Raw genomic sequence first — 25,967 nt, forward strand, 5'->3', positions numbered from 1 at the left:
GTTTTGGTTTCATAAAATAACTTAAAAAAAAAGCTTTTATTACATCTTTAACAACTAAAAACCTATAAAAAGTTTAGTGGCGCAGTTCTTGTTAACTAAAAATAGCACATATAATATATATTGCTATATTTACGTTTACTTAAAAAACCAGGAACAAATGACAAGAGCAATTAAAAAGTTTATTGCCATAACTCTTTTTTTTATTTCATCAGTACCATTATCGGCTCAGGTTCAGCAGGAAATCGCGCCACCCTATAATATAAAAACTGCAGCTTTTATAAAAGACGGGCAAAACGTTTATCCGTTCTTTAAACTTGGGGATAACTTTTCATTTGTTTTTGATGACCTTTTTGGTAACGAAGCTAATTATTATTATTCTATATCCCATTGCAATTATGACTGGACTCCATCATCTCAGCTTACAGTAAACGACTATGTAAAAGGATTTGACAACCAAAGGATACAGAATTATCAGAATTCATTTAATACACTTCAAATCTATTCGCGTTATACCTTAACCTTTCCTAATAAATTCACTACGCTTTTACTAAGCGGCAATTACATCTTAAAAATACTTAATGATGACCGTGAAGTTGTTTTTACCAGGCGTTTTGTATTATATCAGGAATTGGTAGGCGTACCTGTACAGGTAAAAAGAGCCAGGGATATGGAAGTAATATATGAAAAACAAAATCTTGATTTTTCTATAAAAAGTGCTTCAATAAACTTTCAGAGCCCGTTACAGAATGTAAAAGTTGCGCTGCTTCAAAACGGACGTTTTGATACTGCCATATATAATATCAAGCCACAATACACAATAGGAAATGACCTTATATACAAATACAATAAGGAAACACAATTTTGGGGTGGCAACGAATATATGTATTTTGAAAATAAAGATATACGCAATGCGGTAAATAATGTATTGCGCATAACAGCCGGAGAAATTTATAATACTATTCTATATCCGAACGAGGCAAGAAGAGGTAAACCATATACTTTTTATCCTGATGTAAATGGTAATTTTCAAACCCGAAACATAAACCTCAGCGTTACAGATCCCGGACTTGAGTCTGACTACACATGGGTTTTCTTTAGCCTTAGTGCTCCTGCCTATTACGAGAACAAAGACATTTATATAGGTGGCATGTTTAACAATTATGCAAAGACACCGGAGTATAAAATGGATTATAATGAAAAAACAGCTATGTATGAAAAAGCTGTAATGATTAAACAGGGTTTTACTAATTACCAGTATATTATAGCAGATAAAAACGGAAATGTTGACGGAGAACATGCAATAGACGGTAATTTTTATCAAACAGAAAATGATTATACAATATTAGTATACTATAGAGAAAATGGTGAGCGTTATGACAGGGTAATTGGTATTGGCACAGCCAACTCACAAAACATTATCAACTAAAATTCAATTAGTTAAATATTACTTACTGATAATTTAATGTTCAAATTTTAGCCTATCATATAATAAATTTGTAATTTTGAGGCAGGATTGAGAACCGTTTAAAAGGTTTAGCATGGTAACACAGATAACAAGAGGCATAAAAATATCGGTATCCACTAATTTTGAAGGTACATACTTTAAAAATTACAGGATTCAATTTGCTTTTAGCTATGAGATAACCATAGAAAACCAAAGCAAAGATTCTGTACAATTGAATACCCGCCACTGGGAAATATATGATTCCCTTAATGATATTGAAACGGTAGATGGTGAAGGAGTTATAGGTAAAAAGCCTGTACTTAAACCCGGTGAAAAACATATATATAGTTCGGGCTGCCTTTTGGCATCGCCTTTTGGAGCTATGAGGGGTTATTTCAATATGATTAATTTTACCACTACACGCACTTTCAGGGTAATAGTACCTACTTTCAGGCTAAGCGCACCGTTTGCCATAAACTAACATAATAGTCAGTATTTCACCCTTTTTTCTGTATTATTTGCAATTACAGGATGAATATTTTATTGTACATTTGCAATACTTTAATTTAATCCTTTAAAATTACTTATACTATGCCAAAAGGAATATATAATGTACCTAAAGCTATTAACGAACCCGTTAAATCTTACGCTCCCGGATCTAAAGAAAGAGAGCAGGTACTGGCCGCTTTTAAAGAAATGTATAATGCTACTACAGATGTACCTCTATACATAGGAAGCGAAGAAATACGCACAGGAAACACCAAAACTATAAACCCTCCTTTTGATCATAAAAAAGTTGTGGGAACCTATCATGAAGCTGACAAACAACATGTAGAAAAAGCCATTACTGCTGCTTTAGCGGCTAAGAAAAAATGGGCTGCTTTATCATGGGAGCACAGAGCTTCTATTTTTCTTAAAGCTGCAGAGCTTTTAGCAGGTCCATACCGCGCTAAAATAAACGCTGCAACTATGATAGGCCAGGCAAAAACAGTGCATCAGGCAGAAATTGATTCGGCATGTGAGTTTATAGACTTTTTACGTTACAACGTAGAGTTTATGACTCAAATTTATGCGGAACAGCCGGTATCATCTGAAGGTATATGGAACAGAATGGAACACCGCCCTCTTGAAGGATTTGTGTATGCTATTACTCCGTTTAATTTCACTGCTATTGCCGGTAACCTTCCTGCTTCACCTGCTTTAATGGGCAACGTAGTGATCTGGAAACCGAGTGCTACACAAATGCTTAGCGCTAACGTGATCATGGAGGTATTTAAACTTGCCGGATTACCGGACGGTGTTATAAACATGATAAACGGAAATGCCGGTATGGTTACCGATACGTTAATAGAAAGCCCTGATTTTGCCGGAGTTCACTTTACCGGATCTACAGGAGTATTTAACAGCATTTGGGGTAAAATAGGCCAAAACGTTGGTAAGTATAAAGGCTATCCAAGAATAGTAGGAGAAACCGGAGGTAAAGACTTTGTTATTGCCCACCCATCTTCTATTCCTGCGGAAGTTGCTACTGCACTTTCAAGAGGAGCTTTTGAATATCAGGGACAAAAATGTTCGGCTGCATCAAGAGCATATATACCACAATCTATATGGCCGGCAGTAAAAGACCATTTAGTAAAAGACCTTGCTTCTTTTAAAATGGGTTCTCCTGAAGATACAACAAACTTTATCTCTGCTGTTATACATGAAGGTTCATTTGACAAACTTGCTGCTGCTATAGATGCCGCTAAAGCATCTCCAGAAGCAGAAATTATTGCAGGTGGAACATATGACAAGTCAGTAGGTTATTTTATCGAACCAACAGTAATTGTTACTACAAACCCTAAGTATGACACTATGAGCACAGAGCTTTTTGGCCCTGTACTTACTGTATATGTTTATGAGGATGCTAAGTGGACTGAAACGCTTCAGCTTGTAGATGAAACTTCGCCTTATGCTTTAACAGGAGCTATTTTCAGCCAGGATCGTTATGCTATTGAGGAAGCTACAAAAGCACTTGAAAACAGCGCAGGTAACTTCTACATCAACGATAAACCTACAGGTGCAGTTGTTGGCCAGCAGCCGTTTGGTGGCGCAAGAGCATCAGGTACAAATGACAAAGCCGGATCTGTACTGAACCTGCTTCGTTGGGTATCGCCAAGAACAATCAAAGAAACGTTTGTTCCGCCAACAGATTACAGATATCCTTTCTTAGGATAATAATTATATAGAAAAGGCTTCCTATTGGAAGCCTTTTTATTTAAGATATAGCCCTAATTAACTTTTGCATATCTTCCATCGTTCCGATAGTGATGCGTGACCATCTGCCGTTTTCTTCGAAAATCCCCGTCCCTTCTATACTGTTACTTTCAAGCAGCTTAAAGAAATCCTTTTTATAATCTGCCAGTGAAAAATAAAGGAAATTGGTAGATGAAGGAATACAGCTAATACCTAGCTTTTCCATTTCCCCCACAGTGTAATTTTTAGCAGCTTCGTTCAGCACTTTTGTTTTCTCAACAAACGCAGCGTCATCAAGTGCTGCGATTGCCCCAGCGCCCGAAACCGCACTTATACCACCCAAAACATACGCCTGTAACTTGTCCATCTCTTTGATGGTATCGGCATGTGCCAGAGCATAGCCAATACGTGCTCCTGCGAGTCCGTATATTTTTGAGAAGGTTCGGGTTACAATAACATTTTTATTATCCTTTACCAATGTAGCTATTGAAGCTTCATCGGTAAATTCGATATAAGCCTCATCAACCAAGACAATCGCTTTACGCGAAGCTTCCTTTATAAAGTTGACAAGGTCAACTGTTTTTAGTACCGTCCCGGTAGGATTGTTGGGATTACAGATATAAACCAATTTGGTATCAGGGCGTATAGCCTTCAGCATGGCACCAAGGTCAATCTTTTTATCGTTGGTAAGCGGAACTTCGATTGTCTCAGCACCTAATTGTACTGCGGCTCTGGTCCAATAGCTAAATGTATTATCGGCAATTACAATGCTGCCTTTATCTTTGGCGGCAAGGCGCCCTGCAATGTCCAGCATTTCTATAGACCCGGCACTCATTAATACATTTTCTTCAGCAAGTCTGTTTTTTTTGGCAATAGCGGCAACAAGCCGTGAAGTCTGGTCCCAGCTGTAACGATTACTTTCATTTACAGCTGCAGTCATTGCTGTGCGCGATGCCATAGGAGGTCCATACGGATTTTCATTCGAACTCAGCCTGATCTTCGTACCTCCTGTTACAGCAGAAATATTAATACTATTAATTGCAAAACCTTCCATCGGAGCCAGGCTTAAGCCCAGTGCGGCCAATCCTGCCTTTTTGAACCAGTCCCTTCTGCTATTTTTCATAATCTGAGAATATTAGATAGATAATAAGTAGCCGTTAATTGCTTTTTGTTACATAAAAAACGCTCCTCAAAGGGAGCGTTTTTTATGGTTTATATTTCAGAGGCAGGTGGACTACCTTTTTGGTTTCAAAAAATTCATCTTTAAAATAATCGGACAGGTTATATAAAGTTGCTTTCGGGAAATCCTGAAGCTCTTCGGTAAGGTCGCCCCCTTTTAGGTAGAGGATACCATTTTTAAGTTCGTGATTTTGCTTTTTCTTTATCTTTTCCTTTACCCATGCTACAAAATCGGGCATATTAGTTACTGCACGACTCACAATAAAATCAAAATCGCCCTTTATATTCTCTGCACGAATCTGCTCAGCCTTTACATTTTCCAGACCAAGACCATTTGCTACTTCCTGAACAACTTTTATCTTTTTAGCAATAACATCAATAAGGTAAAATTTAGTTTCGGGAAAAAGTATTGCAAGTGGAATTCCGGGAAAACCACCTCCTGTACCTACATCAAGAATCCACGATCCCGGCTTAAATTCCTGCACCTTTGCAATTCCCAAAGAATGCAGTACATGCCTGGTGTAAAGCTCATCAATATCTTTTCGTGAAATAACATTTATTCTGGCATTCCATTCCTTGTACAACTCCTCCAGCTTAGTGAATTGAGCGACCTGAATTTCAGTAAGGTTAGGAAAATGCTTAAGTATCTCCTGCATCTTTTTAATTTTGAACAAAAGTAATCATTTCCGTGATGAATTTTTGCATGATTTTTGCTTTTACCTGTTCATTAATAACTACCTTTGAAACCCAAGACTATAAACTTGTTATGCATATAAATCCACCTATATTTTCTAAAAATGACTCTGTAAAATTTTTTCGTACGCTAAACAAAAGAGTGAATGATTATTTTAAAGAGAACAATATAAAAAAAACCGGGAACTGGAAATTACACCTAAAGGCTGTAATTATGTTTTCGCTTCTGCTTACGCCTTATTTTGTTATCCTTGCCCTTGATATGCCTGTATGGGCACAGCTATTATTATCTGTAGTTATGGGTATTGGTATGGCAGGAATAGGCATGAATGTTATGCACGATGGCAACCACGGTTCTTATTCCGATAAATCATGGTTAAATAAATTTATGGGCGGAAGCCTGTATCTTTTAGCAGGTAATGTAAACAACTGGCAGGTACAGCACAATGTACTTCACCACACCTATACAAATATTCACGGCCATGATGAAGATCTTGATGCCGGGAGGATAATACGTTTTACACATACTGCTAAATGGATGAAAATGCACAAATTCCAGCATTATTATTCTATTTTTCTATATGGCCTGCTAACCTTTAACTGGGCAATAACTACAGATATTAAGCAGATGAGGCGTTATATTAAAAGAGGCCTTTCTTATGGTAAATTTCAAAGCCCTATAAAACAATGGACGGTTTTGGTAATTACTAAAATAATCTATGTACTTATCTGGATAGTTACTCCAATACTTTTAGGTATTACATGGTGGAAAGTACTTATAGGCTTTTTTGTAATGCACTATGTAGCCGGACTTATATTGAGCGTTGTATTTCAGCTGGCTCACGTTGTGGAAGAAACAGCAAATCCGCTACCGGATGAAAATGGTGAAATGGAAAATACCTGGGCAATACACCAGCTATATACTACAGCCAACTTTGCGCCTAAAAACAAAATAGTAAACTGGTTTACAGGCGGGCTTAACCACCAGATAGAACATCATATATTCCCCAACATAAGCCATGTTCATTATGGCAAAATTGCTGAAATTGTAAAACAAACGGCAAAAGAGCACAACCTGCCCTATCATGAGTTTAAAACCATGCGCAGTGCTGTTGCAGCACACTTCAGGCACTTAAAAGAACTGGGAATGAAACCTGCATTGAATTAATTAAGAAACATAAATCCAAAAACATTCTATCGATGAATCCGCTTTCAGACAGAATTAACAATCTATCTACATCGCAAACCCTTGCTATGGCTGCAAAAGCCAGAGAACTTAAGGCACAGGGTAAAGACATCATCAGCCTTAGCCTTGGCGAGCCTGATTTTAATACACCTGATTTTATTAAAGAGGCTGCTATAAAAGCCATACACGAAAATTATAGTACTTATAGCCCTGTTGACGGATATGTTGAGCTTAAAGAAGCTATTTGCCGCAAATTTAAGCGTGATAACAATCTTGACTATAAACCTGCAAACATCGTTGTTTCTACAGGTGCAAAACAGTCGCTTTATAACGTATGCCAGGTTATGCTTAACCCTGGAGAGGAATGTATATTACCTGCACCGTACTGGGTAAGCTATGCTGAAATGGTTAAGATGGCAGAAGCTGTTCCTGTAGAGGTACCAACTTCTGTAGAAAGTGATTTTAAAATAACACCACAACAGCTTGAAGCGGCAATTACGCCAAAAACAAAGCTAATGATGTTCAGTTCGCCATGTAACCCAAGCGGATCTGTTTACAGCCGCGAGGAGCTTACTGCATTGGCAAAAGTGCTTGAAAAATATCCTAATATCTATGTGGTATCGGATGAGATCTATGAGCACATCAATTTCTCAGGTACATTTTGCAGCATAGCTACAATACCGGGAATGTTTGACAAAACCATTACTGTCAATGGTGTTGCAAAAGCATTTGCCATGACAGGCTGGAGAATTGGCTATATTGGTGCTCCTGAATTTATTGCTAAAGCATGTACAAAAATGCAGGGTCAGGTAACAAGTGGTGCTAACAGTATAGCACAGCGTGCTACTATTACTGCTGTAGATGCAGATCCAAGTGTATTAAAAGATATGGTTAGCGCTTTCCATAGCCGTAGAGATCTTGTTGTAGGGCTATTGAAAGAAATTCCTGGTGTAAAAATAAACGTACCTGAAGGTGCTTTTTATGTTTTCCCAGATGTATCATCGTTCTTTGGCAAAACACTTAATGGTGTTGAGATTAAAAATGCCGATGATTTATCAATGTACCTTTTAGAGCATGCCAACGTAGCTACAGTAACAGGAGATGCTTTTGGAAACCCTGACTGCATTCGGTTCTCTTATGCAACAAGCGAAGAAATTCTTAAAGAAGCGCTTAAACGAATAAAACAAGCATTAGCTTAAATATATTGAGTCCCGCCACAGAGCGGGACTTTTTTTATACTTTTGCTTTATGGATACAGACAAAACAGGTTCAAAATTTGCTTTACTAATAGGCCTGCCAATAGGATTAGTAATGGGCACAATGGCACTATCGGTGTCAAAATTTTATCCTTTCAGATTCCTTCTGAAACTCGCAAGCTTTAAATTATTCTGGAATCCTATGGTATGGACGCTTATTGCATCTGCCCTTGCCATAATACTATGGAAAACAGGAAAAATAATAGCTCCGGCATTATCTAAAAAAGACACACTGCGCACCAGTTTTCTTTTTACTTTTTTAGTTACTGTAAAACTTTTTATTTTTATCTGCGTCATTTATTTTATTGCAGTTATTGCAGAATGGCTCCGTATAGGCGATGCAGCATTTCTGGCTATCGTACCCTACTCTCTTATTGCCATGATCATTTTTTTCGCTTTTATAACTGTAATCGTAACCCTTACCGGCGGACTCGCTGTAGTACAATTAACAAAACTGAAAATAGGGCAAAAAACAAAAGAGCAAATTTAAACTTTGTACATTTGAACTTTTAAAAATACATCAACCACAACAATACAATGCAAAAAAAAATAGTACTATTAGGATCAGGAGAACTTGGTAAAGAATTTGTTATTGCAGCACAGCGCATAGGCCAGACAGTTATTGCCGTAGATAGTTATGAAGGTGCTCCTGCAATGCAGGTTGCCGATGGTTTTGAGGTTATTAACATGCTTGATGGCGATGCACTTGACCGTATTATAGCAAAACATAATCCTGATTTTATTGTACCCGAAATAGAAGCAATACGCACCGAACGTTTTTACGATTTCGAAAAACAGGGCATTAAAGTAGTACCTTCTGCCAAAGCTGCAAACTTTACCATGAACCGTAAAGCTATCCGCGACCTGGCAGCAAAAGACCTTGGGTTAAGAACCGCTAATTACCGTTATGCAACATCCGGCGAAGAACTGGCTAAGGCCGTTGCCGAAGTAGGTATTCCATGTGTGGTTAAGCCTTTAATGTCATCATCAGGTAAAGGACAATCTACTATTAAAAGTGAAGACGATATAGAAAAAGCATGGAAATATGCTGTTGAAGGTTCACGTGGTGATGTGGTTGAAGTTATAGTGGAAGCATTTGTAAATTTCAATTCGGAAATTACACTACTTACAGTAACACAAAACAACAACCCTACGCTTTTCTGTGCACCTATAGGCCACAGGCAGGAACGTGGTGACTATCAGGAAAGCTGGCAGCCTGCCAATGTAACTGATGCAGCTATTGCCGAAGCTCAGGACATGGCACGTAAAGTAACCGAAGCGCTTGGTGGTGCCGGTATTTTTGGTGTGGAATTTTTCCTTACGGATAAGGGCGTGTATTTTTCTGAACTTTCACCAAGACCGCACGATACCGGTATGGTAACCCTAGCCGGAACACAAAACTTTAATGAGTTTGAGCTGCACCTTCGCGCAATACTTAGTTTACCTATTGCAGAGATCACTCTTGAAAAAGCAGGTGCAAGTGCTGTGATATTAGCCTCTGAAAATAGTGATAACCCAACATTTACAGGTGTAGAAAAAATTGCTGCCCTGCCTAAAACTGATTTCAGGCTGTTTGGCAAACCAACATCACGCCCTTACCGACGTATGGGTGTAGCATTAGTAAGTGATGCCGTTGGCACACCTATTGAAAGCATTGTAGAAAAAGCTAAAGCTGCGGCTGCATTGGTTAAAGTGAATGCATAATTTAATTCTTCAAGGGTGACACTAATCAGACGCAACGAGTTACTGACTGTCAGTCTGAACGCGATAGTGAAGTGAAGAATCTCAAAAAACACTAAGACTTTTCCTGTCGCCAAAATGACAAGAATTCTGTTAAAGATGCTTATAGAAGTAAAAAATCCCGAGCGCAGAATGCACACGGGATTTTCTGTTTTAATTATATACGTAAAAGGTATAACCTGAATTTAATACAATTACTTCTGCTTCTTCACTCCTAACTTCATATTATCAAATGTAGAAACATCAATTACTTCTTCAGTTTCACTATCATAGGAAATAGATATACTGTCACCAACTATTGTTACCGGTAATTCATTAGACAATTGAGAAGAACCAACAAATATTTTAGGATTATCATTTACCGTAAAATAGTAAAAACTATTACCGTTTTTAATATCGCTGTGAATACGGCTTACTATAGCATCTAAGTTTATTCTGGTGTCCTTCGCATTCGGGTTAATACGATTGCCAGCCATATTATATACATTTTTATAAGACATTAGCGTTTCGCGCATTGTATTACCTACGCCCACTATTGTATAATCGCCTATACAAACCATAGCATACATTTTTACCAGCCCTCCTCCATCTTTAAGTGTCATTACATAAGTAGGTATCCCGTTAATAGTATAAGGCACAGGCAGTGAAGCATAATATCCTTTTTCCTGCACTTTACCTTTGGCAGAATTTTGAGCAGCATATTCTGTAGCACCGCTTTGATGATACATCGTAGTTTCTTTTGTACGGGTATCTACCAGCACAAATCCTACCGCCGATTCATCTTTACCTACAGATGAAACTCCTGTGTACCAATACGCCCTGCCATCTTCGCCATATACTAAGGTAAGGTCTTCAGTAGTAGTTAGTTTTTCTTCATTGCTCCAATTCCAGTAACCGTGTACATATTCGCCCCAGTCATTAAGCTGTTCAACAACAAAGGCAATTGGCTGTATCCTGTCTATCCATTTTGGTGCATCGGCAATAGAATAGTCTTTAATTTCCCCGTTTTGGGCATCAATAAGCACCACACCTGTAGCATCATTACCCGAAAAACCAATTTTCTTATTATATTTAGTTGCCACCCAATACGGATTGCCACTATCATCTACCTCAAAATTAAAATCAGCCAGCCCAATTGTTTCATATCCGTTAAAATAAGCATGCCTTTCTATCTCACTTCCAAAATATGCCGCAGGCTGGTACTTTATCTTAATATCTTTACCGTTAAGATGCTGTACCAGCTTAACATCGCGCTCATTTGTAGCCGAGACCATTACATAACCTTCGGTACCCTCGCGATTATTAAGCCATTTAAAAAATCCTGAATGCTGCAGCGGAGCTATCCAGTATAGATCATCACCCACTTTCTGAATAAAAAACTCTCCTAATTCGCATTTGCTCCCAAGCGCAGGATCGGATCCGAGAATTTTTTCACCAAGCAGGTAAGCCAGGTCTTCATCTACAACCCTCACTTTATTAATAGATATTGGTGCAATATGGTTTGTCATTTTATCGCCCACTTTTACTTTTCCTATTAATGTTCTGTAAGCCTCTGTTCTTAACATTGCCGTACTTGTAAGTAATGGAAGCAGCGTTACGTATAGAAATAAAATGAAAGCAATACCGAAAAATATTTTACTTGTGTTTGAAAACTTAAATGTAAACTTTTTGTTATTGGTATTGCCCTGTGCCGTTAAAAAGCCCCCTGCAATACATAGTAAAAGAATAATGACTGCAAAACCCGTAAATCCGTAATTTATTACAGGCAGTTCCAGATAAAAAAATAAAAATCCAAGTAATAACAATAGCACTACTACTAATGACTTTTTCATGTTTGTTTTGATTAATTAGTTATACATATTGGTATATAAAACACCTCTAATGTTACATATTTTTACCATAATTATTTAAATCACACATTAGCAATATTACTTATTTGAGCATCATTAATAAAAATGAGTATTTAAACATAAAAATCATAAAAGAACTAATGGTGGTCATATTTGGAAATTCTTAAGAAGGTAATGCTTATTTTTGTACAAATGCCTGAACATACATGAAGCTATTAATTGTAGAAGACGATCCCGGCTTACTTTCTATTATAAGGAAAGGCCTGTCTGAAAAAAACTATGAGGTAAGTGCCGCACTTGATGGTACTACTGCATTAACTATGCTGGGCACTGCTACTTTTGACGTTGTTGTACTTGATGTTATGTTACCCGATATTAATGGCATTGAAATTTGCCGGAGACTTCGCACGGCCGGTAATTTTGTACCAATACTTATGCTTACTGCGCTTGAAAGCAGCGAAAATGTAGTAACTGGATTGAATGCCGGAGCTGACGACTATATGGCAAAACCTTTTAAGTTTACCGAACTTGAAGCCCGTATTAATGCCCTTGCCCGACGCGCGCAGCAGGAACACCGCAGCGTGGAAATAATATCTATTGCCGATCTAGAAATAGATCGTTTGTCCAAAACAGTAAAACGCAACGGAGATACTATTACACTTACTGCAAAAGAATTTAAGCTGCTTTATTATCTGGCAAAAAACCAGGGGGTTATACTTTCACGTGAAAAAATACTTGATAATGTATGGAATATTAATTTTGACATGAATACCAACGTTGTAGATGTATATATAAATTACCTGCGAAAAAAAATAGATAAAAGTTATAACACAAAACTTATACATACCATAAAAGGGTTAGGGTATGTTATAAAGCCATAATATGCAGATAAGAAAAAAAATAGTTGTTACCTATATTACATTATCAGGCCTTAGTACACTCCTGCTGTGTATAGTGGTGTTTTTTCTTTTTAAGCAGAATAACGAGTATTATTTTTTAAAGCGCCTGCAGGACAGGGCTAAAATTGTAGCTTCTATACATTACCAGAATGATCCGGAAAAAGCACGTTACTATAGGGAACTGAAAAAACACGGACTTGAAGAACTGATAGATGAAGATGATTTTGTACTTAAGGTAAACGGACACAACTCTTTTGAATATAATACAGACCTGCATTTGCCCCATGAGTTTTATGATGATGTAATGACTACCGGAAAAGGGTGGGTTAAGCAGGATGAGCATCGTTATTATTATGCCCAGCTTTTTGAAGAAAATGGCCTTAAATATATGGTTATAGTTACCGCAAAAGACAGACGGGGCAATACAAGCACTATATATATAACACGAATATTGGTTTTTGGAGGCATTGCATTTATTATACTGGCTTATTTTTTTGGGCGCTTTTTGGCAAAAAGGGTTATCAATCCCGTATCAAGCATAACTAAAGAGGTAAAACGAATTAGCGCTTCAAATTTACACAATCGTTTACCGTTGCCGGGCAATGATGATTCTGATGAGATTACTGACCTTACCAAGACTTTTAATGATATGCTGGACAGGCTGGAAACCTCATTTGAAATACAGGCCAATTTTATAAACAATGCTTCGCACGAATTAAAAACACCCATAACAACAATACTTGCCGAAAGTGAAATTGCACTACTTAAAGAACGCAGCAGTGAAGAATATACCCAGGCACTTGAGGCAATAAACAAACAGGCATCACGCCTTAGCAATCTTACTGAAAGTCTGCTAAAACTAACTCAGACAGGTTATGACGGCACAAAACAGGTGCAGGACATAACCCGTATAGATGAACTTTTACTGGATGTAAAATGTGATCTTGACAGGTTATACCCAAACAACCGCATAAGTATTAAACTTAATGATATGCCTGAAGATGAAAGTTTACTAATGCTGCCCTGTAACCGGCCCTTGCTGGAACTTGCCGTTGGAAATATTATTTCTAACGGAGTTAAATATTCCGACAATGAAGAGGTATTTGTTTCGCTCAATGCCAACAGTAAGAATATTAAAATTGTAATTACCGACATTGGTATTGGCATACCCCCGGAAGATATTCCTTATTTGTATGAACCTTTTTTCCGTGGTAAAAAGGCTTCCCGCTACACCGGATACGGCCTTGGCCTGCCATTAGCCATGAAAATCATCAGAATGCATGGCGGAGAACTAATAATACAGTCTGAACCCGACAAAGGGACAGTTGTAAATATTGTCTTTCATAAATCTAATATTAGAAAATCTAATGTGAAATCTTAGGATTTTCTAATTTTAATTTAAGCCTGTTCTAATGTAGGACAAGTTAATTTGTATGTATAACTAAAGCTTATACATCATGAAAAATATACTTATACCTACCACCCTTCAGCAGGATAGCCTATTTTCGGTAAAGGCTGCAATAAAACAAGCTGCTGATAGTAAGTGTATTATCACTCTTATTTTATTAAGCGATGCTCCTGACATGGAATCTGCCTCTTATTATTTAAGAAAAGCTAAATATAGGATTTCTAAAGGACAGCAGGATGTACTGAATAATTGCAGAAAAGAAATTGATACCACAGAAAATTGCATACTTGATATACACTATCAATTTGGGCTTTCGGCGCCGTTGTTAAAAAACCTGCTTGAGCATCTTTCTACCAATCTCATTATTATTCCTGCGTCCTATAAAATGGAATTAAACAAAATCCATCGTTATTTTCTCAATTATATCTCTAATAACAAAATACCCATACTTCATTTAACTGATACATCAGAAGAGCAGGAGTTTAATAAAGCGTTATATCTTGAAAATAAGAAAACACTTTTAGACGTACACGAAGTTCACAAAATGGTTAATACACAGTTTAGATTTAAAATCGTCAGCCATGCTGCTATTAATGATAATAATGAAGAACTCGTTCCACAGCTTGAAGAAGCAATTTCTAAAAACAATATAGACCTCGTCATAGAAACCCGAAGGCCGACAAAACTATGTTCTAAAAAAAACAGCGGGATAACTGTTAACAATACACTGGGATTACCCGTGCTGTCTTTATATGAAGAAATTTCAATATAAAAACTGCTATTAATTTAAAGACAATAATATGCTACTTAAAAAGAGAATACCCCTTAAATATGTGCTCGGCAAAATTAAAGTTGAGCTCGCCCTGGTTATAATATACACCATAGGTTTTGAAATAATACATCATTTTTACCATGCAATATCTATAAATATACCTATTGCAGTACCTACAATAATAGGTACCATTATTTCATTATTACTGGCTTTTAAATCGAACCAGGCATATGACCGATGGTGGGAAGCCCGTATAGTATGGGGAGCCATTGTGAACGATTCGCGTACATTAATACGTCAGGTCATAGCCTTTTATAAAGATCCTGATTTTTCTATAGAAGCTAATGATTTTAAAGAACGCTTTGCTAAAAGACAGGCAGCGTGGTGCTATGCCCTGGCACAGTCGCTTAGGGGTAAAGACCCGATACAGCCCATAAAAACATTGCTAAATGAAAATGAACTGCGTTTTGTAAAAAACCATAAGCATGTACCCAATGCCCTGCTTATGCTTCATGCTAAAGACCTTAAAAAAGCTAAGGAAGAAAAAAAAGTAAATCCCTACCAACAAGTTGAAATAGACAACACATTATCGAGGCTTTGTGACTCTATGGGTAAATGCGAACGTATAAAAAACACTATCTTTCCTACTACCTACAGCATGTATATACGTTTTACGCTTTGCCTTTTTATACTGCTGCTGCCTTTTGGCCTGACAGATTATTTAGGATGGATGCAAATACCTGTTATAGCAACTATAGGTGCAGCTTGTTTTTTAATTGAAAAAATGGCTATACACCTTCAGGATCCTTTTGAAAACAGGCCAACAGATACACCAATGATATCTATATCAAACAATATAGAAAAGAATCTTATGCAAATGGTAAACGAATACCGCAATGAGTTTGAGAATGAAATAGTAGATGAAGAGCAGAAGCTGAACAATATTCAGCCTGTCAATAATGATTATTTTGTGCTTTAATAAAAAAGCTGCCTTTAAAGGCAGCTTTTTTATTAAATTCTCTTATTCCAGTTTTTGCCGAGCCAGTCTTTCATATCGCCACGGCTTACACATTTTTCAGGAAGGTGTTTATATATGAGATTTTCGAGCCTATGGAAAGAGTCAAGGCTTATTAACCCCGACATTTCAAAAAATCGATTCATGAAATCAAGCACCTGATAACCATTGTTCCTGTCGATAATATCGTCATCAGTTATGTGTTTGTGAGTTTTAGCTTTGTCAGTATCCGACCAGGAATAAGTATATCTGAGTGAAAATCGGTCAAATTTAGACATAGAAAAACATCAATAAAGAGGCATAATAATTAAAAAGGCAAGACTATAAAACGCAAAATTATGAATATTGATTGCGTTGCCTAAACTAAATTAACAAAAAAAATCCCTCATAAGAGGGATTTAATTAAAAAATATTTTTAGGAAAACCCAGTGGGCTTTAATAAGGTATTTCAAATGTAATTCTTTTTAAAATTACTTTTACATCAATAAATGTTAATTAACATGTTAAAAATTAAAATGCTGTTTTTCAAGTCCATACCCATGCACAATAACCAAAAGTTGCCACTGCTGAAAAAAACATTATTTTTGCGGGATAAACAAACTGAAAAACAAATACTCACAGTATGAAAGCATATGTATTTCCGGGTCAGGGTGCCCAGTTTACCGGAATGGGAAAAGACCTTTATGAAAAATCAGGGCAGGCAAAAGAATTATTTGAAAAAGCGAACGAAATACTTGGCTTCCGCATAACAGATATTATGTTTGAAGGTACTGCCGAACAGCTTAAAGAAACAAAAGTTACTCAGCCGGCCGTATTTCTTCATTCAGTTATATTAGCTAAAACATTAGGCAGTGATTTTAAACCGGAAATGGTTGCGGGTCATTCATTAGGAGAATTTTCTGCGCTTGTAGCAGCCGGAGCACTAACTTTTGAAGACGGACTTAAACTTGTATCTCAGCGAGCGCTTGCTATGCAAAAGGCATGTGAAATAACTCCATCTACAATGGCAGCCGTATTAGGCCTTGATGATAAAGTAGTAGAAGATGTCTGCGCAACTATTGATGGCGTTGTTGTACCTGCTAATTATAACTGCCCAGGTCAGCTTGTGATTTCAGGAGAAACAACTGCCGTTGAAAAAGCATGTATAGCCATGAAAGAAGCCGGTGCAAAAAGAGCTCTTATACTACCTGTAGGCGGTGCATTTCACTCGCCTATGATGGAGCCTGCCCGTGAAGAGCTTGCTGCCGCTATAGAAAAAACAACATTCAGCACTCCTGTTTGCCCGGTATATCAAAATGTTCCTGCAAGTGCAGTAACAAATCCGGATGAAATAAAACAAAACCTTATAATACAGCTTACAGCTCCGGTAAAATGGACACAGTCTGTACAAAATATGGTTGCAGACGGTGCTACTTTATTTACAGAAGTAGGACCCGGTAATGTATTACAGGGACTTGTAAAGAAAATTGCTCCTGAAGCTCAAACTGCTGCTGCCGTTTTAAGTTAACAATTGGCGAAAGCATGTCATTCTGAACAGAATGAAATGGAGCGAAGATCTATCATTACAACAATTTTAGATTCTTATAACACTCATAAAAAATCCTCAAAGCAAATGCATTGAGGATTTTTTTATTTTATATTTACATAAACTCATGTTGTCATGAAAATTAAAATCTTCATAATTATTGCTATAATAGCTTTTGCGGCCATTGGTGCTGCTATGTTTGTTAATGTATCTAATGATCATAAAGAATGTTCAGACGTTACTAAACAAATTACAGATGCTAATGGCAATACAGTTACCGTAAAAGAACATATTTGCAAAGAGAAATATAGTTTTTAAAGTTATTTTACCACAAGCTTCATCAGTCCACGATTGTGTATGGCAAAGCCTTTAGAAAGGTAAAGTTTTTGAGCAATTGTATTATGCCCTTCAATTTCAAGGTAAATTATTTTAACCGATAAAGCCTTTGCCTGGCCCGTTACAAAAACAATTGCCTGTTTCCCAAAACCAAGTCCGCGTGCATTAAAAGAAATAAACAATTCATCTAAAAACGCAATCCTCCCTTTATATTCAAAAGAAAAAACAAAGGTTAGTATAATATATCCTACTGCTTCTTTATCCTTAATAACTAGCCATCCTTTACCTAAACTTTCATTTTCAAGAAATTCATGCATTAGCCCCCGCGAAGCATCAGCATCTATAGGATAATTATCTATAGCATAAAACTCTTCCATCATAGCAATTACTACTGGAATATCCTGTACTTCTATGGGTTTAAACACAGCATCCATCAGTCTGGAATATTTTTAAGGATAATATTTACCGCACCACGATTCATACTAACAAACGTTCCTGCAATGTGCCCTGCTTCTTCATGTACATCATCATTATAAATTAATGACGATAAAGCATCGTTCATTTCATTCTTATCTTTTACCGCAATGCACCCTCCCATATTTACCAAAGCTACTGCCTCCGGAAATTTTATGTGATTAGGACCAATAACTATAGGCACTCCAAAAGCGGCAGGTTCAAGTATATTATGAAGCCCCGATGTACCGAAACCTCCGCCTACATAGGCCACATCAGCATAGCTATAAATTTTGGTAAGAATACCGATAATATCAACTATAAGCACATCATACTCCGCCAGATTTTTTCCCTCTTTTTCAGAGAATAAAATCGCCCTTTTTGTAATACTTTTTTTTATATCATTAATATGGTCTTCACCTATTGTATGAGGAGCAATAATAAATTTCGCATCGGTAGAAGCATTAATAAAATCTATAAACATTGCCTCATCTTTAGGCCATGAACTGCCAAATACAACAGTAGTTTTATTATTTTTAAATTGCTCTATAAAAGGCAAGGTATTATCACGATCCAGTATTTCACTTACCCTGTCATAGCGGGTATCGCCGCTAATAGTTACATTAGTAAAGCCAATATTTTGCAGTAGCTTTTTTGAGCTTTCATACTGCACAAAAAAATGACGGAATGTTTTAAGCGCCTGCCTGTAAAACCCTCCATACCATTTAAAAAATACCTGATTTTCCCTAAACAATCCTGAAATAAGATATACAGGCACTCCTGTTTTTTTAAGGAGGTTTAAATAATTAGGCCAAAATTCATATTTTATAAAAAACACCTTTTCCGGCTTAATAATTGAAAGGAACTTTCCTGCATTCGCCTTTGTATCCATAGGCAGGTAAACAATAACATCGGCAGTTGCAGCATTTTTACGAACTTCATATCCTGAAGGCGAAAAAAATGTAAGTACAATTTTGTGTTCGGGGTGCATTGCCCTTATTTTTTCCATAACCGGAAGCCCCTGTTCATATTCGCCAAGTGATGCTGCATGAAACCAGATAGTTTTATCGCCCGGTTTAATTTTATTATGTAATGTGTCAAAAACTGTTTTTCTGCCATCAACAAAAAGTTTGATCTTAGGACTGAAAAGTGCCACTATATTTAGTGCAGATCCGGCGATTATAGTAAGAATATTATAGAGAAAAAACATAGGCAAAAAATTGAAGTGCTAAATTACACACTTTATACTATTTTCATTGGCAGGCAGTCATTAAATTAGTAGTTTTGCGTTGATTAATAATTTCTGCATAAATGAAAAAAATCCAGATGGTCGACTTAAAAAGCCAGTACGACCAGATTAAAGATACTGTAAACGCTTCTATACAGGAAGTTTTAGATACCACAGCATATATTAACGGACCGCAGGTTCACACTTTTCAGAAAAACCTGGAAACATATCTTGATGTTAAGCATGTAATTCCGTGCGCAAACGGTACCGATGCATTACAAATTGCAATGATGGGTCTTGATCTTAAACCCGGTGATGAGGTTATTACTGCCGACTTTACTTTTGCTGCTACTGTAGAGGTTATTGCATTATTGCAGCTTACTCCTGTTTTGGTAGATGTTGAGCCTGATACTTTTAATATTTCTATAGAAGCTGTTAAAAAAGCTATTACACCAAAAACCAAAGCTATTGTACCTGTACACCTTTTCGGGCAGGCTGCCGATATGGAAGCAATAATGGCACTTGCAGCAGAACATAACTTATATGTTATTGAAGATAATGCACAGGCTATTGGGGCTGATTATAAATATGCCGATGGTACTAAGAAAAAAGCAGGTGTTATAGGCCATGTAGCCTCTACTTCTTTTTTCCCTTCTAAAAACCTGGGTTGTTATGGCGATGGCGGAGCTATATTTACTAATGATGATGAACTTGCCCACAAATTAAGAGGCATCGTTAACCATGGTATGTATGTGCGTTACCATCATGATGTTGTAGGGGTAAACTCAAGGCTTGACAGCATACAGGCAGCGGTGCTTAATGCTAAATTACCTAACCTTGACAGCTATAATAATGCAAGACAGGAAGCCGCACAAAAATACAGTAATGCTTTTGCAGGCCATGCCAATATAATTACCCCTATAGTTAAAGGCGACAAAGACAGCCATGTATTCCATCAGTACACTTTAAGGATAATTAATGCCGACAGAGATGCTCTTATGCAGCATTTACTTGATAAAGGCATACCTTGTGCTATTTATTACCCTATACCGCTGCACAGCCAGAAAGCATATACAGATACGCGTTATAATGAATCTGATTTCCCTGTAACCAATCAGTTGGTAAAAGAAGTTATATCATTACCAATGCATACTGAGCTGGATGACGAGCAGATAAAATTTATCACAGACAGCATTCTTGAGTTTTTGGCGTAATGGAAAAATCAAAAAAGAAATGGCAAACAGTTATCGGCATTGCCCTAGGTATAGGTATTGTGACAGCCATTCAGGTCACAAGAAGTAGTAACCCTTATAATAGACTTATAAGCACAAGCAAAGAAATCAATGAGAAAGGTGTTATAATGGTAGATCGTGACACCAGATTAGACAGCACATCAGTAATTAAAGACCCACTTACGCTTGTTTATTATTATACAATTGTAACAGTTGATAAAGATTCTATAACAATAGATACAAACAAAGCTGAAAAAGCACTGAGTAAGCAAACACAGGAAAATGTTGATGCCAGTCCTGAAATGGAAGATTTCCGAAAGCATAGTATTTTTCTAAAATATACTTACAAAGATAAAAAAGGCAAATATCTGTTTGACTTTACAATAAAACCAAAAAAAATCGAGTAAATATGAAAATTCTTGTAACAGGCGGTCTGGGCTTTATTGGATCACATACCGTTGTAGAGCTTCAAAATGAAGGTTTTGACGTAGTCGTGATAGACGATCTTTCTAACTCCTCTATAGAGGTACTTAGCGGTATTGAAGCTATTACAGGTAAAAAACCCGATTTTGAACAAATAGACCTTCGTGATAAGACTGCAGTTCAGGACTTCTTTGAAAAATACAGCGATGTATCAGGAATTATACACTTTGCAGCTTCTAAAGCTGTGGGAGAAAGTGTTGAGAATCCGCTGTTGTATTATGAAAACAATATTGGATCGCTGGTATATTTACTCCAGGGACTTCAGGCTAAACCAGAGTCACATTTTATATTCAGCTCATCATGTACAGTATATGGCCAAGCCGAAAAAATGCCTATTACAGAAAGTGCGCCTATACAAGCAGCTATGTCGCCTTATGGTAATACGAAGCAAATAGGCGAAGAAATTATTCAGGATGTTGCCAAAGTGACTGGCATTAATTCTATACTTTTACGCTACTTTAATCCTGTTGGGGCTCACGAATCTGTAAATATAGGAGAACTTCCAAAAGGCACTCCGCAAAACCTGGTTCCCTTTATTACACAAACAGCTATAGGCTTAAGAGAACAATTATCAGTTTTCGGATCTGACTACCCTACTCCGGACGGCACATGCATACGTGATTATATTCACGTGGTAGATCTTGCCAAAGCACACGTTACAGCTTTAAAGCGCCTTATAAATAAAGAAAATAAAGATAAGGTAGAAATATTTAACCTTGGCACCGGTAAAGGAAGTTCTGTACTTGAAGTTATAAATGCTTTTGAAAAAGTAAGCGGACAAAAACTTAACTACAAAATAGTTGACAAACGCCCGGGCGATATTACAGAAGCCTATGCTGATACAGAAAGAGCAAATAATGTATTAGGCTGGAAAGCAGAGCTATCTTTAGAAGAAGCACTGGCATCTGCCTGGAAATGGGAGCAAAAAATAAGAAGCTAATTATCATTAAGACATAAAAAGAAAATCCCGGAACAGTTCCGGGATTTTCTTTTTATAGTTCTTTCATCATTTTATAATTGACAAGCATCACATTACCCCGAATATTCTCCTGTTCTTTTATCACTTTGTAACCTTTCTTTTCAAAAAAAGGACGGGCAGTTTTACTTATATCAGAAGTTATAATTTTGGTGTTTAATTTTTTTGCTTCATCTTCAATTGCATTAAGTAATAGTTGAGCAATACCCTGCCGCTGATAATTTTTATGCACATACATAAAATCCAGGTAATCTCCATCACGCAATGAGGCAAAGCCAACAATTACATTATTTTTTATTGCCAGCAAAACCAATTGGTCATTAACTAAATCTATCCAGCGATCTGTTTTCTCAGCCGATGCCGCCCACATATTTCGCTGCTCATCGTCATATTCATTTACACATACAGTTAGTATGGTTTCCCGGTAAAGCTGCTTCATTTCCGAAAGATCAGCCTGTACAGCCTGTCTTAGCGTTATTTCCTGAAAAATCATATGCAAATATATAAGTATTACAACAAAAAAGGCTCCTGCATATTGCAGGAGCCTAAAATTTAAAGAATCTAAAAAAATTATGCAGGCATCAGCCCTGTAGTAATTGCAATACGGTTCCAGCCGTTTATTACAATTATAAGCATTATAACCTGGGCAACATATTTTTCGCCTAATAACGATACCGCATCATTATATGTTTTATCAGAAACATGGTTTGGTATAAGTGTAACTTCTTCCGTTAATGCCAGTATAGCCTGCTCTTCCGGTGAAAAGAAAGGTGTATCCCTCCATGCATTTAATGTAAAAATACGTTGCTGGCTTTCGCCATATTTAAGTGCATCTTTAGTATGCATATCTAAACAAAAGGCACAGCCGTTAATTTGTGAAGCCCTGATTTTAATAAGCTCTTTATGAGTATTGGTAAGTTCTGTACCTGCAATGTATTTTTCTAAAGCCAGCATTGCATTATACCCATCCGGTTCTACCTTAAATAAATTCATTCTTTTTTCCATGACGTTTATTATTAATTTGTTATCTAATTTGTCGAATACAAATTTCCGTCAACAGATTATCAAAAAACTTAATCACGATTAAGAAATGAACTTGTTCTAAAATTATTTTTTTGCCCGCAGCTTACTTAAAAATTCAGGCGTTATACCCAAAAAAGAAGCCAGCATATATTGTGGTACACGCTGTACAAATTCAGGATGCCTGCTGTTCATTAAATGATATTGCTGCTCACCGCTCAAATTAAATATATAATGTATCCGCGTCAATTGGGCAGAGTATGCCTTTTCAAGAACAATCCTGAAATAGCGTTCCAATTGTGGGATTTTTTCAAACAACTCATTCTGAGCTTTTTTTGTAAATGAAAGAACTTTCGTTTTTTCTACAGCCTGAATATAAAATCCTGAAGGGCATTCTCCCTTAAAGCTCACATAATCTGTAAGCCACCAGTTTTCAATAGCAAACTGTATAACCTGTTCTGTTCCCTTATCAGTCATAAGATACATTCTTAAGCAACCCTGTGCTACAAAATAATTTTCATTGCATATTTGTCCGGCTTCAAGCAGATGCTCTTTCTTTTTCAGCTCCCTTATCTGTATCGATGAAAGCAACAAATCAACCTCTTCTCTACTAAGGTTAATGTGTTTTTTTATATGTGTAACAATTGCATCAAACATGGTACTTATAGATATGGCATAAATATACAAATTGTACCCATTTATAAATAATGTGTAACTTGCGCAACGCTAAAATAATTAAATCAAACTATGAGATTATTACGACTACTTGTCTTATTACTTGTTCTTCCTGCCTATGCACAACAAGGCGGTATGTGGATACCTTCGCTGCTTAAAGGAATGAATGAAAAAGAAATGAAAAGCCTTGGCATGAAAATGTCTGCGTCAGACATTTATGATGTAAACCATTCAAGCCTTAAAGATGCTGTACCGCAATTTAACGGAGGATGTACCTCTGAAGTCATATCTTCAAGAGGACTGTTGCTTACCAACCACCACTGCGGTTATGGCGAAATACAATCACACTCTACTGTAGAACATGATTACCTAACCAACGGCTTTTGGGCAATGAGCCTGGCTGAAGAATTGCCAAACCCCGATCTTGAAGTTACTTTTATTGTTAGAATAGAAGATGTTACCTCTCAGGTTCTTGAAGGAGTGAGCACTCTTACTGACGAAAAAGACAAACAGAAAAAAATAGAACAAAACATTTCCCGACTTACTAATACATTACCAAAAGAGTCATGGCAGGGTAACAGTATCCGTACTTTTTATGAAGGCAACCAGTATATGCGTTTTGTAACCGAAACTTTTACAGATGTACGCCTTGTTGGGGCTCCGCCTTCATCAATAGGTAAGTTTGGATCGGATACAGACAACTGGGTCTGGCCAAGGCATACCGGAGATTTCTCACTGTTCCGCATTTATGCCAATAAAGACAACAAACCTGCAGATTATTCTCCTGATAATGTCCCATATATACCTAAACACTTTTTCCCGGTATCTATAGGTGGCGTTAAAGAAAATGATTTTACACTTGTATTTGGTTATCCGGGAAGAACAAGTGAATATTTACCTGCTGTTGCTGTAGAGCAAATTGTAAACAGCCTTAACCCTGCTAAAATTGAAGTAAGGGATGCCGCTCTTAAAGTAGCCGATGGCTTTATGCGTAAAGATAAAGCGATCAAAATTCAATATGCAGCAAAATATGCCAGCATTGCCAATTACTGGAAGAAATGGATAGGCGAAACCCAGGGACTTAAAAAAACCAATGCTGTAGCCATTAAAAAAGCCTATGAAAAAGATTTTCTTGCCAAAGTATCCAAAGCAGGCAAACAGGACGAGTATGGCAGCCTGATGAGAGATTTTGAGAAAAATTACAACGAGATAGCTCCTTATGCACTAAGCAGGGATTATTTTATTGAAGTTGTACTGCGTAATACAGAATTGCTTACTACTGCTTACAGGTTATACCAGCTTGAACAGATCTATGATGCACGTGGAGAACAATCGTTTACAGACAGGAGAAATAATACACTGGCTGCACTTGAAGAAACCTATAGAGACTTTAATAAGAATGTTGATGAAAAGATATTTGAGCAGCTTATAGAACTATATGCTACAAAGTCTCCAAAAGAGTTTTTACCGGCTGAGGTAATCAATAAAGATTATAAAGCTATGACTGCTGAAATTTACAGCCAGTCTAAACTTACATCTTATGAAGGCGTAAAAGAACTGCTAAGCGGCGATGCCAAAACAGTAATAGAGCGCCTTAATAAAGACAAAGGATATCAGCTTGTAAAAGCGCTTACCGATGCCTTTGTTGCCAATGTGGCCCCTAAATATGACGAGATTAATTTAAAGATTGCCTCACTGCAACGTACTTATATGAAGGGTATATTAGAATTAAGCCCTAAAGATGCGCGCATATTCCCGGATGCAAACAGTACAATGCGTGTAACCTACGGAAAAGTTAACGGCTATGAGCCAAGGGATGCGGTTTATTATAAGCCGGTAACTTATCTAGACGGTGTAATGGAAAAATATGTACCCGGAGATTATGAATTTGACGTTCCGGAAAAACTAATAGACTTATATAATAAAAAAGATTATGGCCGCTATGGCGAAAACGGAAAAATGCCGGTTTGTTTTATAGGCACGAATCATACTACAGGAGGTAATTCCGGAAGTCCCGCAATAGATGCAAAAGGAAACCTTATAGGCTTAAACTTTGACCGTGTGTGGGAAGGCACTATGAGTGATATATATTATGACCCGTCTATATGCAGAAATATAATGGTAGATATGCGATATGTATTATTTATAATAGACAAGTATGCAGGTGCAAAACACCTTGTTGATGAAATGAAAATTGTAGGTAAATAACCCCTCTTTTTTTGACACCCAAAATACTTAGTTAATACTAAGTTATCTGCGTAAGAATAATAGCAGGGCATACATTGTATCATATTAACGCGGAAAAGCAAAAGAAGCTTTGCAAACGCCTGTATTTAAAGGGAAAAAGATTTAAAAAAAATTT

The 25,967-nt window shown here is 37.0% G+C and carries 26 protein-coding genes; 17 read left to right on the top strand and 9 right to left on the bottom strand.

Going from position 1 to position 25,967, the window contains the following annotated elements; translation table 11 throughout:
- Nucleotides 1-157 precede the first annotated feature (157 nt).
- The 3 genes from NHE85_RS03395 to pruA all read left to right on the top strand — a co-directional run bounded on the left by NHE85_RS03395 (nucleotide 158) and on the right by pruA (nucleotide 3,661).
- On the top strand, nucleotides 158-1,426 hold the full coding sequence (locus NHE85_RS03395) for a DUF5103 domain-containing protein (protein ID WP_252809685.1): 1,269 nt from the start codon (nucleotides 158-160) through the stop codon (nucleotides 1,424-1,426).
- Between the two features lie 112 nt (nucleotides 1,427-1,538).
- Entirely contained in the window at nucleotides 1,539-1,925 is a 387-nt protein-coding gene (apaG, locus tag NHE85_RS03400) for a Co2+/Mg2+ efflux protein ApaG (protein WP_252809687.1), read from the top strand.
- A 110-nt stretch (nucleotides 1,926-2,035) separates the two neighbouring features.
- On the top strand, nucleotides 2,036-3,661 hold the full coding sequence (gene pruA, locus NHE85_RS03405) for an L-glutamate gamma-semialdehyde dehydrogenase (RefSeq protein WP_252809689.1): 1,626 nt from the start codon (nucleotides 2,036-2,038) through the stop codon (nucleotides 3,659-3,661).
- A gap of 40 nt (nucleotides 3,662-3,701) precedes the next feature.
- Here pruA and NHE85_RS03410 read toward each other — a convergent pair whose 3' ends face one another.
- Together NHE85_RS03410 and rsmG are read right to left on the bottom strand one after the other, a co-directional pair.
- On the bottom strand, nucleotides 3,702-4,802 hold the full coding sequence (locus NHE85_RS03410; RefSeq protein ID WP_252809690.1) for a histidinol-phosphate transaminase: 1,101 nt from the start codon (nucleotides 4,800-4,802) through the stop codon (nucleotides 3,702-3,704).
- Between the two features lie 82 nt (nucleotides 4,803-4,884).
- Nucleotides 4,885-5,514 carry a 16S rRNA (guanine(527)-N(7))-methyltransferase RsmG gene (rsmG, locus tag NHE85_RS03415; RefSeq protein WP_252809692.1) on the bottom strand — a complete coding sequence of 210 codons (630 nt, stop codon included), beginning with the start codon at nucleotides 5,512-5,514 and terminating at the stop codon, nucleotides 4,885-4,887.
- A gap of 110 nt (nucleotides 5,515-5,624) precedes the next feature.
- Here rsmG and NHE85_RS03420 point away from each other — a divergent pair, with 110 nt between their 5' ends.
- The 4 genes from NHE85_RS03420 to purT are packed head-to-tail and all read left to right on the top strand — an operon-like array spanning nucleotide 5,625 to nucleotide 9,697.
- Entirely contained in the window at nucleotides 5,625-6,719 is a 1,095-nt protein-coding gene (locus tag NHE85_RS03420; protein WP_252809693.1) for an acyl-CoA desaturase, read from the top strand.
- 32 nt (nucleotides 6,720-6,751) lie between these two features.
- Complete coding sequence (locus tag NHE85_RS03425) at nucleotides 6,752-7,936, top strand: pyridoxal phosphate-dependent aminotransferase (protein ID WP_252809695.1); 1,185 nt, start codon at nucleotides 6,752-6,754, stop codon at nucleotides 7,934-7,936.
- 49 nt (nucleotides 7,937-7,985) lie between these two features.
- Nucleotides 7,986-8,483, top strand: coding sequence for a hypothetical protein (locus NHE85_RS03430; protein ID WP_252809697.1), 498 nt, complete (start codon nucleotides 7,986-7,988; stop codon nucleotides 8,481-8,483).
- A gap of 47 nt (nucleotides 8,484-8,530) precedes the next feature.
- Nucleotides 8,531-9,697 (top strand): formate-dependent phosphoribosylglycinamide formyltransferase, encoded by a 1,167-nt coding sequence (gene purT, locus NHE85_RS03435; protein ID WP_252809698.1) that lies wholly within the window; start codon nucleotides 8,531-8,533, stop codon nucleotides 9,695-9,697.
- A 230-nt stretch (nucleotides 9,698-9,927) separates the two neighbouring features.
- Here purT and NHE85_RS03440 read toward each other — a convergent pair whose 3' ends face one another.
- Nucleotides 9,928-11,565, bottom strand: a complete 1,638-nt coding sequence (locus tag NHE85_RS03440; RefSeq protein ID WP_252809700.1) for a hypothetical protein — start codon at nucleotides 11,563-11,565, stop codon at nucleotides 9,928-9,930.
- A gap of 224 nt (nucleotides 11,566-11,789) precedes the next feature.
- Between NHE85_RS03440 and NHE85_RS03445 the strand changes: the two genes are divergently transcribed.
- The 4 genes from NHE85_RS03445 to NHE85_RS03460 all read left to right on the top strand — a co-directional run bounded on the left by NHE85_RS03445 (nucleotide 11,790) and on the right by NHE85_RS03460 (nucleotide 15,641).
- On the top strand, nucleotides 11,790-12,464 hold the full coding sequence (locus NHE85_RS03445) for a response regulator transcription factor (protein WP_252809702.1): 675 nt from the start codon (nucleotides 11,790-11,792) through the stop codon (nucleotides 12,462-12,464).
- Nucleotide 12,465: 1 nt separating this feature from the next.
- The gene (locus tag NHE85_RS03450; RefSeq protein WP_252809704.1) at nucleotides 12,466-13,863 is read left to right on the top strand and encodes a HAMP domain-containing sensor histidine kinase; all 1,398 of its coding nucleotides are present in this window, start codon (nucleotides 12,466-12,468) and stop codon (nucleotides 13,861-13,863) included.
- A gap of 76 nt (nucleotides 13,864-13,939) precedes the next feature.
- Nucleotides 13,940-14,662, top strand: coding sequence for a hypothetical protein (locus tag NHE85_RS03455; RefSeq protein WP_252809706.1), 723 nt, complete (start codon nucleotides 13,940-13,942; stop codon nucleotides 14,660-14,662).
- A gap of 28 nt (nucleotides 14,663-14,690) precedes the next feature.
- Entirely contained in the window at nucleotides 14,691-15,641 is a 951-nt protein-coding gene (locus NHE85_RS03460) for a bestrophin family protein (RefSeq protein ID WP_252809707.1), read from the top strand.
- 32 nt (nucleotides 15,642-15,673) lie between these two features.
- On the opposite strand, the gene NHE85_RS03465 is transcribed toward NHE85_RS03460, so the two are convergent.
- Entirely contained in the window at nucleotides 15,674-15,955 is a 282-nt protein-coding gene (locus tag NHE85_RS03465; RefSeq protein WP_252809709.1) for a hypothetical protein, read from the bottom strand.
- Between the two features lie 344 nt (nucleotides 15,956-16,299).
- Between NHE85_RS03465 and fabD the strand changes: the two genes are divergently transcribed.
- Both fabD and NHE85_RS03475 read left to right on the top strand, forming a co-directional pair.
- Nucleotides 16,300-17,184 carry an ACP S-malonyltransferase gene (fabD, locus tag NHE85_RS03470; protein WP_252809710.1) on the top strand — a complete coding sequence of 295 codons (885 nt, stop codon included), beginning with the start codon at nucleotides 16,300-16,302 and terminating at the stop codon, nucleotides 17,182-17,184.
- Nucleotides 17,185-17,337: 153 nt separating this feature from the next.
- A complete protein-coding gene (locus NHE85_RS03475; RefSeq protein WP_252809712.1) occupies nucleotides 17,338-17,520 on the top strand; it encodes a hypothetical protein in 183 nt (60 codons plus the stop codon).
- Between the two features lie 2 nt (nucleotides 17,521-17,522).
- Here NHE85_RS03475 and NHE85_RS03480 read toward each other — a convergent pair whose 3' ends face one another.
- Nucleotides 17,523-17,972, bottom strand: a complete 450-nt coding sequence (locus tag NHE85_RS03480) for an N-acetyltransferase (protein WP_252809714.1) — start codon at nucleotides 17,970-17,972, stop codon at nucleotides 17,523-17,525.
- Nucleotides 17,972-19,201 carry a 3-deoxy-D-manno-octulosonic acid transferase gene (locus tag NHE85_RS03485; RefSeq protein ID WP_252809716.1) on the bottom strand — a complete coding sequence of 410 codons (1,230 nt, stop codon included), beginning with the start codon at nucleotides 19,199-19,201 and terminating at the stop codon, nucleotides 17,972-17,974. The genes NHE85_RS03480 and NHE85_RS03485 overlap by 1 nt, the downstream gene beginning before the upstream one ends.
- Before the next feature lie 101 nt (nucleotides 19,202-19,302).
- Here NHE85_RS03485 and NHE85_RS03490 point away from each other — a divergent pair, with 101 nt between their 5' ends.
- The 3 genes from NHE85_RS03490 to galE are packed head-to-tail and all read left to right on the top strand — an operon-like array spanning nucleotide 19,303 to nucleotide 21,874.
- Complete coding sequence (locus NHE85_RS03490) at nucleotides 19,303-20,433, top strand: DegT/DnrJ/EryC1/StrS aminotransferase family protein (protein WP_252809719.1); 1,131 nt, start codon at nucleotides 19,303-19,305, stop codon at nucleotides 20,431-20,433.
- Nucleotides 20,433-20,858 (top strand): hypothetical protein, encoded by a 426-nt coding sequence (locus tag NHE85_RS03495; RefSeq protein WP_252809721.1) that lies wholly within the window; start codon nucleotides 20,433-20,435, stop codon nucleotides 20,856-20,858. Before NHE85_RS03490 ends, NHE85_RS03495 begins: the two co-directional genes overlap by 1 nt.
- A 2-nt stretch (nucleotides 20,859-20,860) precedes the next feature.
- Nucleotides 20,861-21,874: a UDP-glucose 4-epimerase GalE gene (galE, locus tag NHE85_RS03500; protein ID WP_252809722.1), complete on the top strand. Its 1,014-nt coding sequence runs from the start codon at nucleotides 20,861-20,863 to the stop codon at nucleotides 21,872-21,874.
- Between the two features lie 52 nt (nucleotides 21,875-21,926).
- Here galE and NHE85_RS03505 read toward each other — a convergent pair whose 3' ends face one another.
- The 3 genes from NHE85_RS03505 to NHE85_RS03515 form a co-directional block, all read right to left on the bottom strand.
- Nucleotides 21,927-22,403, bottom strand: coding sequence for a GNAT family N-acetyltransferase (locus tag NHE85_RS03505; RefSeq protein WP_252809723.1), 477 nt, complete (start codon nucleotides 22,401-22,403; stop codon nucleotides 21,927-21,929).
- A gap of 77 nt (nucleotides 22,404-22,480) precedes the next feature.
- The gene (locus tag NHE85_RS03510) at nucleotides 22,481-22,915 is read right to left on the bottom strand and encodes a carboxymuconolactone decarboxylase family protein (protein ID WP_252809726.1); all 435 of its coding nucleotides are present in this window, start codon (nucleotides 22,913-22,915) and stop codon (nucleotides 22,481-22,483) included.
- Nucleotides 22,916-23,017: 102 nt separating this feature from the next.
- Entirely contained in the window at nucleotides 23,018-23,587 is a 570-nt protein-coding gene (locus NHE85_RS03515; RefSeq protein ID WP_252809729.1) for a Crp/Fnr family transcriptional regulator, read from the bottom strand.
- 90 nt (nucleotides 23,588-23,677) lie between these two features.
- Between NHE85_RS03515 and NHE85_RS03520 the strand changes: the two genes are divergently transcribed.
- The gene (locus NHE85_RS03520) at nucleotides 23,678-25,813 is read left to right on the top strand and encodes a S46 family peptidase (RefSeq protein ID WP_252809731.1); all 2,136 of its coding nucleotides are present in this window, start codon (nucleotides 23,678-23,680) and stop codon (nucleotides 25,811-25,813) included.
- Nucleotides 25,814-25,967: the final 154 nt, after the last annotated feature.

This window comes from Flavobacterium sp. NRK1, from assembly GCF_024054175.1.
In the GTDB taxonomy this organism is placed as follows: Bacteria; Bacteroidota; Bacteroidia; order Flavobacteriales; family Flavobacteriaceae; genus Flavobacterium.

Bases quoted from the DNA above. Each gene is read 5' to 3' on its own strand.
- NHE85_RS03395 (WP_252809685.1), top strand. From the start codon at position 158: ATGACAAGAGCAATTAAAAAGTTTATTGCCATAACTCTTTTTTTTATT.
- apaG (WP_252809687.1), top strand. From the start codon at position 1,539: ATGGTAACACAGATAACAAGAGGCATAAAAATATCGGTATCCACTAAT.
- pruA (WP_252809689.1), top strand. From the start codon at position 2,036: ATGCCAAAAGGAATATATAATGTACCTAAAGCTATTAACGAACCCGTT.
- NHE85_RS03410 (WP_252809690.1), bottom strand. From the start codon at position 4,802: ATGAAAAATAGCAGAAGGGACTGGTTCAAAAAGGCAGGATTGGCCGCA.
- rsmG (WP_252809692.1), bottom strand. From the start codon at position 5,514: ATGCAGGAGATACTTAAGCATTTTCCTAACCTTACTGAAATTCAGGTC.
- NHE85_RS03420 (WP_252809693.1), top strand. From the start codon at position 5,625: ATGCATATAAATCCACCTATATTTTCTAAAAATGACTCTGTAAAATTT.
- NHE85_RS03425 (WP_252809695.1), top strand. From the start codon at position 6,752: ATGAATCCGCTTTCAGACAGAATTAACAATCTATCTACATCGCAAACC.
- NHE85_RS03430 (WP_252809697.1), top strand. From the start codon at position 7,986: ATGGATACAGACAAAACAGGTTCAAAATTTGCTTTACTAATAGGCCTG.
- purT (WP_252809698.1), top strand. From the start codon at position 8,531: ATGCAAAAAAAAATAGTACTATTAGGATCAGGAGAACTTGGTAAAGAA.
- NHE85_RS03440 (WP_252809700.1), bottom strand. From the start codon at position 11,565: ATGAAAAAGTCATTAGTAGTAGTGCTATTGTTATTACTTGGATTTTTA.
- NHE85_RS03445 (WP_252809702.1), top strand. From the start codon at position 11,790: ATGAAGCTATTAATTGTAGAAGACGATCCCGGCTTACTTTCTATTATA.
- NHE85_RS03450 (WP_252809704.1), top strand. From the start codon at position 12,466: ATGCAGATAAGAAAAAAAATAGTTGTTACCTATATTACATTATCAGGC.
- NHE85_RS03455 (WP_252809706.1), top strand. From the start codon at position 13,940: ATGAAAAATATACTTATACCTACCACCCTTCAGCAGGATAGCCTATTT.
- NHE85_RS03460 (WP_252809707.1), top strand. From the start codon at position 14,691: ATGCTACTTAAAAAGAGAATACCCCTTAAATATGTGCTCGGCAAAATT.
- NHE85_RS03465 (WP_252809709.1), bottom strand. From the start codon at position 15,955: ATGTCTAAATTTGACCGATTTTCACTCAGATATACTTATTCCTGGTCG.
- fabD (WP_252809710.1), top strand. From the start codon at position 16,300: ATGAAAGCATATGTATTTCCGGGTCAGGGTGCCCAGTTTACCGGAATG.
- NHE85_RS03475 (WP_252809712.1), top strand. From the start codon at position 17,338: ATGAAAATTAAAATCTTCATAATTATTGCTATAATAGCTTTTGCGGCC.
- NHE85_RS03480 (WP_252809714.1), bottom strand. From the start codon at position 17,972: ATGGATGCTGTGTTTAAACCCATAGAAGTACAGGATATTCCAGTAGTA.
- NHE85_RS03485 (WP_252809716.1), bottom strand. From the start codon at position 19,201: ATGTTTTTTCTCTATAATATTCTTACTATAATCGCCGGATCTGCACTA.
- NHE85_RS03490 (WP_252809719.1), top strand. From the start codon at position 19,303: ATGAAAAAAATCCAGATGGTCGACTTAAAAAGCCAGTACGACCAGATT.
- NHE85_RS03495 (WP_252809721.1), top strand. From the start codon at position 20,433: ATGGAAAAATCAAAAAAGAAATGGCAAACAGTTATCGGCATTGCCCTA.
- galE (WP_252809722.1), top strand. From the start codon at position 20,861: ATGAAAATTCTTGTAACAGGCGGTCTGGGCTTTATTGGATCACATACC.
- NHE85_RS03505 (WP_252809723.1), bottom strand. From the start codon at position 22,403: ATGATTTTTCAGGAAATAACGCTAAGACAGGCTGTACAGGCTGATCTT.
- NHE85_RS03510 (WP_252809726.1), bottom strand. From the start codon at position 22,915: ATGGAAAAAAGAATGAATTTATTTAAGGTAGAACCGGATGGGTATAAT.
- NHE85_RS03515 (WP_252809729.1), bottom strand. From the start codon at position 23,587: ATGTTTGATGCAATTGTTACACATATAAAAAAACACATTAACCTTAGT.
- NHE85_RS03520 (WP_252809731.1), top strand. From the start codon at position 23,678: ATGAGATTATTACGACTACTTGTCTTATTACTTGTTCTTCCTGCCTAT.